General features: G+C 69.2%; 7 protein-coding genes and 1 pseudogene. 7 read left to right on the top strand and 1 reads right to left on the bottom strand.

Annotated elements, in window-relative coordinates:
- The 4 genes and pseudogenes from CON76_RS11245 to CON76_RS11230 form a co-directional block, all read left to right on the top strand.
- Nucleotides 1-249: transposase (locus CON76_RS11245; protein ID WP_205758194.1), on the top strand; the 249-nt coding region annotated here is incomplete at its 5' end.
- Nucleotides 250-503: 254 nt separating this feature from the next.
- Nucleotides 504-872: a response regulator gene (locus CON76_RS11240; RefSeq protein WP_101103442.1), complete on the top strand. Its 369-nt coding sequence runs from the start codon at nt 504-506 to the stop codon at nt 870-872.
- Between the two features lie 14 nt (nt 873-886).
- Nucleotides 887-1,159: pseudogene (locus CON76_RS13720) on the top strand (Hpt domain-containing protein); the annotation flags it as partial.
- 202 nt (nt 1,160-1,361) lie between these two features.
- Complete coding sequence (locus tag CON76_RS11230) at nt 1,362-2,228, top strand: CheR family methyltransferase (protein ID WP_101103441.1); 867 nt, start codon at nt 1,362-1,364, stop codon at nt 2,226-2,228.
- A 36-nt stretch (nt 2,229-2,264) separates the two neighbouring features.
- On the opposite strand, the gene CON76_RS11225 is transcribed toward CON76_RS11230, so the two are convergent.
- Nucleotides 2,265-3,752, bottom strand: a complete 1,488-nt coding sequence (locus CON76_RS11225) for a Ppx/GppA phosphatase family protein (protein ID WP_101103440.1) — start codon at nt 3,750-3,752, stop codon at nt 2,265-2,267.
- Nucleotides 3,753-3,914: 162 nt separating this feature from the next.
- On the opposite strand from CON76_RS11225, the gene CON76_RS11220 reads away from it, so the two are divergent.
- The 3 genes from CON76_RS11220 to CON76_RS11210 form a co-directional block, all read left to right on the top strand.
- Complete coding sequence (locus tag CON76_RS11220; protein ID WP_101103439.1) at nt 3,915-5,108, top strand: phosphoglycerate kinase; 1,194 nt, start codon at nt 3,915-3,917, stop codon at nt 5,106-5,108.
- A gap of 52 nt (nt 5,109-5,160) precedes the next feature.
- Nucleotides 5,161-5,577, top strand: coding sequence for a response regulator (locus tag CON76_RS11215; protein ID WP_101103438.1), 417 nt, complete (start codon nt 5,161-5,163; stop codon nt 5,575-5,577).
- Nucleotides 5,574-8,708, top strand: a 3,135-nt coding sequence (locus tag CON76_RS11210; protein WP_145995433.1) for a PAS domain S-box protein, incomplete at its 3' end; no start/stop codon positions are given. The genes CON76_RS11215 and CON76_RS11210, both read left to right, overlap by 4 nt.

Raw genomic sequence — 8,708 nt, 5'->3', positions numbered from 1 at the left:
GTGTTGCACTCCAACCAACTGCGCATGCTGCTGTCGGCGCTGGGTTACGTGCTCATCGAGCGGCTGCGCGCCTTGGCCCTGCAGGGCACCGCACTGGCAACAGCTCAGGTCGATACCCTGCGCATCAGACTGCTCAAGGTGGCTGCAGTGGTCACGCGCAACACACGGCGCATCCGGCTGTACTTGGCCTCGCACTGGCCCAGCGCACCGATCTTCGCGCACGCCATGAGCCAGCTGCGCTCGCCCTGAACGCCGCGACAGCGCCTGGCCGGCGCGATGACACAAAACTGGCCCGCAACCCAAGCCGGGGTGGGGGTCGCTGCGTCCTGACAGGGCCGATGCGCGCGGGTGCGTGCCTTTGGCTCACGGCAATGACCCGTAGCGACCCCTCTTCAGGCATCAAAGTGACAAAAGAGACGACGGGGTGGACTGCGGTGAAATATCCGGGCTAGAGTGGCCCGAGAAGACCCCGTTCTTCTTGGCATCACTTACAGGGAAAGACTATGAGCAAAACCATCATGGTGGTGGACGATTCGGCTTCGGTGCGCACGGTGGTCGGCATCGCCCTGCGCGGCACCGGCTACGAGGTGATCGAGGCCCACAACGGCAAGGACGCCGTGAGCAAGCTCACCGGGCAGAAGGTCCACCTCATCATCAGCGACGTGAACATGCCCGAGATGGACGGCATCACGTTCGTCAAGACGCTCAAGCAGCACCCCAGCTACCGCTTCACCCCCATCCTGATGCTCACCACCGAGTCCGACGCGGGCAAGAAGCAGGAGGGCCAGGCCGCCGGCGCCAAGGCCTGGATGCTCAAGCCGTTCCAGCCCGAGCAGATGCTGGGTGCGGTGCAAAAGCTCTGCCTGCCCTGAGCGGCCGCCCGCGCATGGACATGCAAGAAGCCCTGCACATCTTCCTGGCCGAGAGCCGGGAGCTGCTGCAGGACATGGAAGCCGCGCTGCTGGCGCTGTCGGCGGCGGACGAGCCAGCCGAACTCATCAACGCCGTGTTCCGGGCCGCGCACACCATCAAGGGCTCGTCGGGGCTGTTCAACCTGCACCACATCGTGGCCTTCACGCACGTGGCTGAAAGTGTGCTGGACCGCGTGCGCGATGGCCGCGTGGCGCTGGACGCGCCGCTGGTGGCGCTGCTGCTGTCGTGCGGCGACCACATTGGCGCGCTGATCGAAGGCGTGGCCGCTGGCCAGACCGAGGCCGACCCCGCGCTGGCGGCGCAAGGCCTGCCGCTGCTGGACCGCCTGCGCGCCCACCTGGACGCTGGCGCCGCGCCCACCGCATCTGCTGCGTCGCCTGTCGTGCCGTCTGCGGCACCCGGTGCCAGTGCCCACGCCGCTGACGCCTATGTCCAGCTCCAGTCCCGTACTGTGTGGCCGCGCCGTGCCAGCCCCGGGTGCGCCGCCGGTGCCCATCTCGCAGGCCGAGTTTGTGCTGTTCCAGCGCTGGATCTTGGAGATGGCGGGCATCACGCTGCCGGGCACCAAGCAGGCGCTGGTGGCCAACCGGCTGGCGCGTCGGCTGGCGCTGCACGGCCTGCACAGCTACCGCGACTACTTTGCCCTGCTGCAGCGGCCCGGCCAGGCGGCCGAGGTGCAGGTGGCGGTGGACTTGCTCACCACCAACGAGACCTACTTCTTCCGCGAGCCCAAGCATTTCGACTTCCTGCGCCAGCAGGCGCTGGGCGCACGCGGACGGGCGCAGCCGTTTAGGGTCTGGAGCGCGGCCAGCTCCAGCGGCGAGGAGGCCTACAGCATCGCCATGGTGCTGGCCGACTGCCTGGGCGATGCCACGCCGTGGGAGGTGATGGGCTCCGACATCAGCACCCGCGTGCTGCAAGGGGCGCAGCGGGCGCACTACCCGCTGGAGCGCGCGCGCCACATCCCCGGCCACTACCTCAAGCGTTTCTGCCTCAAGGGCGGCTACGAGTACCTGGACACGCTGCTGATCAAGCACCCGCTGCGCCGCCGCGTCAACTTCCGCCACATCAACCTCAACGCGCCGCTGCCCCCGGTGGGCGCGTTCGATGTGGTGTTCCTGCGCAACGTGATGATCTACTTCAACCAGGACACCAAGCGCGAGGTGGCTTCGCGCGTGCTGGCCGCCATCAAGCCGGGCGGGCATTTCCTGGTGGGGCACTCCGAGAGCCTGACCGACATCGTGCCCGGTGTGCAGCCGCTGGCGCCCTCCATCTACCGCAAGCTGCCGGGCTGATGCTGGGGTGGCGTGTGGATATTGCGGGTCGGTGGCTCAGGCCAGCGTGAGCTGCAGCGGCCAGCCCGCACGCTGCCAGCGCAGGGCCTCGTGCTGCAGCAGCCAGGCCGACTGCGGGTAGCGTTGCGCCCAGCCGGGGCGGGTGCTCAGGCCGTACGCGACGCTTGCGGGGTGCAGGTGCAGGCCATCCAGCGCGGGCGTGTGGCGGGCGTGGCACAGCAGCACCGCCAGCCGCAGGCACAGCAGCAGCGCCCGGAAGGCCGGTTGCGCCAGCAGCTGCGCGTCCACCTTGTGCAGGTTGCCGCGCTGGCCCAGCACCAGCTGGCCCATGTGGTGCAGCTCGTCGAGCGTGAAGCCGGGCGCGTCGGCGTGTTCCAGCACGTAGGCGCCGTGGCGGTGCGCGTGCTCGTGCGAGATGTAGGCCCCCAGCTCGTGCAGCTGCGCCGCCCAGTGCAGCTTGTGCGCGTGGCTGTGGGGCAGGGCGGTGTGCGCGGCCAGTGGCTGCAGCAGCTGCTGCGCCACCGCATCCACGCGCCGGGCCTGGGCCAGGTCCACGCCGTAGCGTTGCTGCAGGCGCGCCACGCTGTGGGCGCGCACGTCGGTGGCCTCGCTGTCGCGGTCGATCAGGTCGTACAGTGCGCCCTGGCGCAGGGCGCCGTTGGCCTTGTGCATGGCTTGCAGCTGCAGCACATCGAACAGCGCCAACAGCACGCTCACGCCGCCGGCGGTGACGGGGCGGCGCTGGGTGTGCATGCCCGCCAGCCCCATGTGCGCGGTGTGGCCTGCCGCCACCATCTGCTGCACCAGCCAGTCCAGCCCGTCGCGCGTGACTTGGCCGTCCGGGTAGCCGTTGGCGGCCAGCACCTCGGCCACCGCGCCCACGGTGCCCGAGGAGCCATAGGCCGTGTCCCAGCCGCCCGGGCCAAAGGTCTGCATGGCCTCGTCCAGCACCGCCACCGCCGCCACCCGTGCCGTGGCCATGGCCTCGGCGCTGATGGCGCCATCCGGAAAGTAGCGCAGCGCCCACGACACGCTGCCCACGTGGTACGACTCCACCTGCAGCGGCGTGTAACGCTGGCCGCGCACCAGCTCGGTCGAGCGCCCGCCAATGTCCACCACCAGCCGCGTCTCGTCCGATTGCGGCAGCAGGCGCGACACGCCCTGGTAGATCAGCCGCCCTTCCTCCTGCCCCGACACCACCTCGATCGGAAAGCCCAGGATCTGCTGTGCCGGGCCCAGGAAGGCGTCGCGGTTGCGCGCCTCGCGCAGCGTCTGCGTGGCCACGGCGCGCACCTGCGGCGGCGCAAAGCCGCGTAGCCGTTCGGCAAAGCGGGCCAGGCAGTCCCAGCCGCGCACCATGGCCTCGTGGCTGAGCTGGTGCTGCGCGTCCAGCCCCGCGCCCTGGCGCACCATCTCCTTGAGGTACTCCACGCGCTCGATGTGGCCGGCGCGGTAGGCGCCAATTTCCAGCCGGAAGCTGTTCGAGCCGAGGTCAATCGCGGCCAGCAAGGTGCTGTTCTTCATGGGGCGGGGCGGGTGAAAAAAACAAAACCCCGCGTTGTATCACGCCGCGCCCGCCGCGCCCTGGGCTGGCGCCACGCCGGGGCCACTTTTTTGCGGCGTGCCCGGGCGGGACTTCTACAATCCGGCCCTGGTTCTTGTTGTTGCATTTTTTGAGACTACGCCATGAAATTCCTCCGCTTTTCCGACATTTGTGCCAGTGGCCAGGCCCAGGGCAAACGCGTGTTCATCCGCGCCGACCTGAACGTGCCGCAGGACGACGCAGGCAACATCACCGAGGACACGCGCATTCGCGCCTCGCTGCCCGCCATCCAGCTGGCGCTGGGCGCCGGTGCCGCCGTGATGGTGACATCGCACTTGGGTCGCCCCACCGAAGGCGAGTTCCGCCCCGAGGACTCGCTGGCCCCGGTGGCCAAGCGCCTGGGCAAGATGCTGGGCCGCGAGGTGCCGCTCATCAGCAACTGGGTCGATGGTGGTTTTGAGGTGCAGCCTGGCCAGGTGGTGCTGCTGGAAAACTGCCGCTTGAACAAAGGCGAAAAGAAGAACAACCCCGAACTGGCCGCCAAGCTCGGCAAGTTGTGCGACATCTTTGTTCACGACGCTTTTGGTACCGCCCACCGAGCCGAAGCCACCACCTACGGCATTGCCGAAACCGCCCCGGTGGCCTGTGCTGGCCCGTTGCTGGCCGCCGAAATGGACGCGCTGACCCAAGCCTTGCTGGAGCCCAAGCGTCCGCTGGTGGCGATTGTGGGAGGCTCCAAGGTCAGCACCAAACTGTCCATCCTCAAGACCCTGGCCACCAAAGTGGACCAACTGATTGTGGGGGGCGGCATTGCCAACACCTTCTTGTTGGCGGCGGGCAAGCGCATTGGCGATTCGTTGGCCGAACCCGAGATGGTGCGCGAAGCCCAGCAAGTCATGGACATCATGAAAGCGCGCGGTGCCGAAGTGCCGCTGCCGGTCGATGTGGTGGTGGCCGACGAGGTGTCGATCCTGGCGCGCGCCAACCGCCTCAGCGCCGACGAGGTGGGCCCGCACGACCGCATCCTGGACGTGGGCCCCAAGACCTCGGCCAAGCTCGCCGACATCATTGCCCACGCGGGCACCATCGTCTGGAACGGCCCGGTGGGCGTGTTCGAGTACCCGCAGTTTGCCGGTGGCACCAAGATGATGGCGTCGGCAATTGCACACTCCGAGGCCTTCAGCATCGCCGGTGGCGGCGACACCTTGGCCGCCATTGCCAAGTTCGACATCGCCAACGACGTGGGCTACATCAGCACCGGCGGCGGCGCGTTCCTGGAAGTGCTGGAAGGCAGAATCCTGCCCGCGTTTGAAGTGCTGGCCAAGCGCGCTGGCTGAGGCTGGGTGGTGGTAGTATGGAGCGCACAATTCTTTATCATTCTGTTGCTGCATGACTACCACCGCTGCCCCTGCTGCCGGATCCGCCACACGTGTGTTGCGCGTGCTGGTGGTGGACGACGATGCCATGAACCTGCGCATTGCCGCACGCCTGCTGCGCGAACTGGGCCACACCGGCGCTTTGGTCACCGACGGCAACAAGGCGCTGGCCATCCTGGAGCAGCAAAGCTTTGACCTGATGCTGCTCGATGTGCTGATGCCCCAGCTTGATGGCCTGAGCACGCTCAAGGCGGTGCGCCAGCGCGAGCAGGCCCGCCGCCTGCCGCGCCTGCCGGTGCTGATGGTCTCGGGCCACGATAGCGCCGACACCCAGCAGCACTTTCGCAGCGCCGGGGCCGACGGTTTCGTCACCAAGCCGCTGTCGAGCGCGGTGCTCAAGGCGGAGGTGGCGCGCCTGGTGCCGCGTTGACGCTGTACGCAGGCATGGTGCCCCCCGCCGATTTGACCGTGGCCTTGGCGGCCTTAAGCGCCGTGCTGCTGGCGCTGCTGACCTGGGCCGTGCTGCGGCTGCGCCAGCGCGACGGGGTGCGCGCCAAGCCGCTGGCCTCTGAGCTGGAACTCATGTCGCGCGTGGCGCGCTACTCCAACAACCCGGCGCTGGTCACCGACGCCGACGGCCGCGTCACCTGGGTCAACGACGCCTTTGTGCGCCAGACCGGCTATGGCGCCGTCGAGGCCGTGGGCCAGCCCGTGGTGCCACTGCTGCGCGCGCCCGAGACCGACGCCGCCATCCAGGCGCGCACCGACATCGCCCTGCGCCAGCGCACTCCGTTGCAGCAGGAAGGCCCGATCCGCCACAAGGACGGCAGCCGCCACTGGGTGCACCTGGACTGGCAACCCGTGCACACGCCGGACGGGGCTTTTGACGGTTTTGTGCTGATCTTTACCAATCTGGAGCGCGCCCGCCAGGCCTACCAGGCGCTGGAGCACACGCTGCACCAGAACCGCAACCTCGTTGCCGCGCTCAACCAGCTGGCCATCGTGTCGCAGGCCGACACCGGCGGGCGCATCGTGGGCGTCAACGACAAGTTCCTGCACATCAGCGGCTACACCGAGGCCGAGGTGCTGGGCCAGAACTACAAGCTGTTCAGCTCCGGCGTGCACGACGCCGCCTTCTGGGCCGCCTTCTGGCGCACCTTGCGCCAAGGCCAGCCGTGGCGCGGCGAGATCTGCAACCGCACCAAGGACGGCCGCCTGTACTGGGTGGACAGCCTGATTGCGCCGCTGTTCGAGGCCGATGGCCAGCTCTCGGGCTACTTGGCCATCCGCACCGACATCACCGCCCACAAGCGCGCGCAGCAAGCCTTGGTGGCCAGCCAGCAAATGCTGGCACACACGGGCCGCATGGCCGGGGTAGGTGGCTGGTTCCTGGACGTGGCCAGTCAGCGCCTGTACCTGTCGGCCCAGTGCATGGAGCTGCTGGGCGTGGCGCCGCAAGCCGCCGACCCCGCCGTGGACGCCGAAACGGTGCCCGGCTACACCGTGCCGCACCTGAGCGACGAGCTGCGCGCCGCCTTTGCCAACGTCTGGCACGCGCAGGAGCCGTTCGATGTCACCGTCAACGTGCGCCTGCCCTGCAGCCAGCAGCGCGCGGTGCGCCTGGTGGGCGAGCCCGAGCGGCTGCCTGGCCAGCCGCTGCGCCTGCTGGGAGCGGCGCAGGATGTGACCAGCCTGGTGGCGGCACAGCGCCGCGTCCAGGAAAGCGAGCGCACCCTGCTGTCGGCGCTGGACGCGCTGGGCGAGGCCTTTGCGCTGTACGACCCGCAGGAGCGGCTGGTGTTTTGCAACGAGAAATTCCTGCAAACCTACCCCAGCGCCACCGAATTCCTGTGGCCCGGCGTGCGCTACGAGGACGTGGTGCGCTGCATCGGCGAGCAGGGCGTGTACGCCGACGCCGTGGGCCGCGTGGACGCGTGGGTGGCCGAGCGGCTGCTCTGCTTTCGCGCATCCGAGTCCGAGCGCATCGAGCGCCTGTCGGACGGGCGCTGGCTGCGCATCACCGACTGCACCACGCCCGACGGCTTTCACGTCACGTTCCGCATCGACATCACCGACTTGCAGCGCGCGCTGGAGACCGCCGATGCCGCCTCGCGCAGCAAGAGCCAGTTCCTGGCCAACATGAGCCACGAGATCCGCACGCCCATGAACGCCATCATCGGCATGCTGCGCCTGCTGGGCTACACCGACCTCAGCGCCCAGCAGACCGACTGGATCCACAAGGCCAGCCACGCCGCCAGGTCGCTGCTGGGCATCTTGAACGACATCTTGGACTTCTCCAAGGTGGAGGCGGGCAAGATGCAGCTCGACCCGGCCCCGTTCGAGCTGGAGCCGCTGTGGCGCGACCTGTCCACGCTGCTGGCCAGCACGCTGGGCACCAAGGAGCTGGAGCTGGTGTTCGACCTCGACCCCGCCCTGCCGCCGGTGCTGGTGGGCGATGCGCTGCGCCTCAAGCAAGTGCTCATCAACCTGTGCGGCAACGCCATCAAGTTCACCGAACGCGGCGCGGTGGTGCTGCGCGCGCGTGTGCTGCAGCGCAGCCCCGACGGCGTGCGCTGGCGCCTGGAGGTGCAGGACAGCGGCATCGGCATCACGCCGGAGCAGCAGCAGCGCATCTTCAGCGGCTTCACGCAGGCCGAGGCCTCGACCGCACGCCAGTTTGGCGGCACCGGGCTGGGCTTGGCCATCAGCCAGCGCCTGGTGCGCCTGATGGGCGGCGAGCTGCAGGTGGAGAGCCAGCCCGGCCAGGGCAGCACCTTCTGGTGCGAGCTCACCTCGCCGTGCCCGGCCGCCAGCACCGAGGCCGCCCCTGCACCTGCGTCTGCATGGCCCCAGCCCGGGGCGCCGCATGAGCCGCCGCTGTCGGTGCTGCTGGTGGCCAGCCACACGCTGACGCGCCAGACCTTGGCCGCTGCGCTGCGGGCGCTGGGCTGGCAGGTGCAGGCCGTGGCCAGCGGGGCCGAGGTGCTGGCCTGGCTCGCGCCGCACCTGGCCGCTGGCGGTGCGCTGGACGCGGTGCTGCTCGACGCCCAGTTGCCCGACACCACGCTGGATGCGCTGCGCCAGCAGTGCCTGCAGCAATGGCAGGCCCACGCCGCGCCGCGCCCGCTGCCGGTGTGCGTGGTGCTCAGCCCGCAGCACCTGCCTGCCCCGGCACCTGCCGACTGCGCGGCGGTGGTGCTGGTCAAGCCCGTCACGGCGGCCATGGTGCGCGACGCCGTGGCCCGCCAACGCCACGGCGTCGCCCCGCGCGCCACGGCGGCCACGTCGCAGCGGCTGGCGGGCCTGCGCCTGCTGCTGGTCGAGGACAACCCCATGAACCAGGAAGTGGCGCAGGAAATGCTGCGCCGCGAAGGCGCCAGCGTCGATGGCGTGGACAACGGCGAGCAGGCCGTGGCCGTGCTTGGCCGCCCCGGCCACGGCTACCACCTGGTGCTGATGGACATGCAGATGCCGGTGATGGACGGCGTGCAGGCCACGCGCCAGCTGCGCCAGTGCCCCGAGCACCAGACCCTGCCCATCGTGGCCATGACCGCCAACGCC

Origin of the sequence: Macromonas bipunctata (assembly GCF_002837135.1) — a bacterium.
Classification (GTDB): domain Bacteria; phylum Pseudomonadota; class Gammaproteobacteria; order Burkholderiales; family Burkholderiaceae_C; genus Macromonas_A; species Macromonas_A bipunctata.
The sequence above is the reverse complement of the archived record's forward strand: the minus strand, read 5'-3'. Positions and strand labels throughout refer to the sequence as shown.